Origin of the sequence: Polaribacter sp., from assembly GCF_965660385.1 — a bacterium.
Classification (GTDB): Bacteria; Bacteroidota; Bacteroidia; order Flavobacteriales; family Flavobacteriaceae; genus Polaribacter.
The window spans coordinates 1-1913 of record NZ_CBFHZT010000128.1 but is presented as its reverse complement, the minus strand read 5'-3'; the positions used below and the strand labels follow the sequence as shown (position 1 = coordinate 1913).

Genomic DNA, 1913 nt, shown 5'->3' with positions numbered 1-1913 from the left:
TAGAATATAAAAAAATTTGTAAACATAAAAAAGATATACCTTTTTTAGAAAATAATTAATATGGAAAAAAGAAAATGTAATTGCTGGTTAAATATTAAATACTGTTATTGTGAAAAGGATTGATGTAAAACCATTATCAGTAAACCAAGTTTGGCAAGGTCGTAGATTTAAAACTAAAAAATACAAAGATTATGAAAAAACTGTTTTAGCTATTTTGCCAAAATTAAAAATTCCTGAGGGTAATTTAAAACTAATAATTACTTTTGGTTTTAGTTCTAAGGCTTCTGATTGGGACAATCCAATAAAACCTTTTCAAGATATTTTACAAAAAAAATACGATTTTAACGATAGTCGAATTTACAGGGCTGAAATTGAAAAAGTAATCGTAAAAAGAGGTCAAGAATTTATAGATTTTAGGATTGAAAAGCTATGATTTAAAATAAATTTTGTATATTTGCTTATCTGTTGTTTTGGTGGAACTTTACAACTAACGAAAATATTTATACAACCTTTACAGGATTAGCCAGTTCCACATTTTGCTATGATTGTAAAGGTTTTTTAATACTTAAAAGTTTGTTGATATCTAATAATCATCATAAAAATGGAAAATACAAAGATTATTTTCACAGGTACTGAAAATTCAGAAAGCCAAGAATTGCAACTTTATTTTAATTCTAACAATGAAATATTTATAAAGGTTTATGATTGGGAAACACCTGAACAAGCGGAATTTATTACATTAAATAAGGCTACTGCTGTTAAATTATGTAAAGTTTTAAAACGTGAAATATCTAAAATCCAATAAATATGAATAAGGGTTGGATAAGTATAAATAGAAAAGTTCAGGAACATTGGCTATGGCAAGAAAAAAGAGAATTTAGTAAGTTAGAGGCTTGGTTTGATATATTACTTACTGTAAATCATTCTGAACAAAAAGTAATGATAAAAAACACCTTATTTACAGTTAAAAGAGGCGAAAGTATTAAGTGTTTAAATACTTGGGCTAAACGTTGGAATTGGAATAAAAGTAGGGTAAGACGTTTTTTTATTTTGTTAGAAAATGATGAAATGATTACCACAAAAAACGAACATAAAACGACACGCTTAACTGTTTGTAAATATGATAGTTACCAAGACAAACGAAACGCAGATGAAACAGAAATGAAACAGAAACGAAACGCAATTGAAACGCAGTTGACACCAAACAATAATGATAATAATATAAATAATGAAAATAATGTTGATGTAGAAAGCGAAATCGACGCCGTATTTTTAAAATATAGAGATAAATATAAAATTTATGCTAATCAACTTTATAACGATAGTATTTTTATAGAATCAATATCTAGAGAATTCTTAAAAAACACTAAACCTGAAATTTGTAAAGCAACAATAAAAAAATATTTAGGTTTATTTTTAAACAGATTAGACCAAGATAAAAAAATACATAACAACAAAAAAGAGTTTCAACAACATTTTCCTAGCTGGATGCGTAAACAACCATCAATCGAAAAAGTACAACCCAAAAAAGAACCAATAAGATATTTCTAATGGATAACGAAAAGAAAATAAAAGATAACAAAGATTTTTGGGATGTTGATAAATCCGTTAAAAGACTTATATGGAGATTAGCGCCTAAAGAAAATGGTCAATACTTCAAATTTGAGCCAAACGAAAACGATTTTAATGCTCTTAAATCACTTTTAGGTAGTTTGGATAGGGATAAGAAAATAAACGTCGCAAATAACGTTTTATTTGCTAAATTATATATTTATCATTTAACTATGAATATTAGATATTTCAATACAACTGTTTTAGAAAATTATCCTGCTCAAGATTTAAATAGAATGTTATCTAAACCGTTGTCAATGTTTTATAAAAGTTTTCACAAAGATTTACAAGATAATCAACTT

4 protein-coding genes are annotated in these 1913 nt (G+C 26.1%); all 4 read left to right on the top strand.

Annotation, left to right across the window (positions count from 1 at the left end):
* The first annotated feature begins 109 nt into the window (after positions 1–109).
* Entirely contained in the window at positions 110–433 is a 324-nt protein-coding gene (locus ACTG3V_RS15520) for a RusA family crossover junction endodeoxyribonuclease (protein ID WP_439133080.1), read from the top strand.
* A 168-nt stretch (positions 434–601) separates the two neighbouring features.
* Positions 602–805: a hypothetical protein gene (locus ACTG3V_RS15515; protein WP_439133079.1), complete on the top strand. Its 204-nt coding sequence runs from the start codon at positions 602–604 to the stop codon at positions 803–805.
* A 2-nt stretch (positions 806–807) separates the two neighbouring features.
* Positions 808–1551: a DUF7833 domain-containing protein gene (locus tag ACTG3V_RS15510; protein ID WP_439133078.1), complete on the top strand. Its 744-nt coding sequence runs from the start codon at positions 808–810 to the stop codon at positions 1549–1551.
* On the top strand, positions 1551–1913 hold a 363-nt coding region (locus tag ACTG3V_RS15505; protein ID WP_439133077.1), incomplete at its 3' end, for a hypothetical protein. The genes ACTG3V_RS15510 and ACTG3V_RS15505, both read left to right, overlap by 1 nt.